We start from the raw sequence: 278 nt of genomic DNA, 5'->3' as shown, positions 1-278 counted from the left end.
CCATCGTCGATGGCGCTGCAACAACGGGTGAAATGGGCCAAGGCAATTATCTCAGGCGCAAATCGCTGGTCTGACCAGCGCTATCCTAGATATAGCCCGCGTGATCGCCGAAGGGCACATCCTCATCCAGATTGCCGGTGCCTATGCGCTCGCTCTCGCCGGAAAGACGTTCCTCATCGGACTCATCACCTGTGGCGCTTTGCTCTGTCGCGTGAAGATCCAGGTGGCGGCTGGCGTTGCCGCCATCCTCTTCCGTCTCTTCGGCGGGCGAGGGCCGG

At 61.2% G+C, this 278-nt stretch carries 1 protein-coding gene; it reads right to left on the bottom strand.

Features of this window, described 5'->3' with window-relative positions; all coding sequences use genetic code 11:
• Positions 1-85 precede the first annotated feature (85 nt).
• Positions 86-278: hypothetical protein (locus tag SB724_RS19880; protein ID WP_410572535.1), on the bottom strand; the 193-nt coding region annotated here is incomplete at its 5' end.

Source organism: Bacillus sp. SIMBA_031, assembly GCF_046535225.1.
Taxonomy (GTDB): domain Bacteria; phylum Bacillota; class Bacilli; order Bacillales; family Bacillaceae; genus Bacillus; species Bacillus velezensis.
The sequence above is the reverse complement of the archived record's forward strand: the minus strand, read 5'-3'. Positions and strand labels throughout refer to the sequence as shown.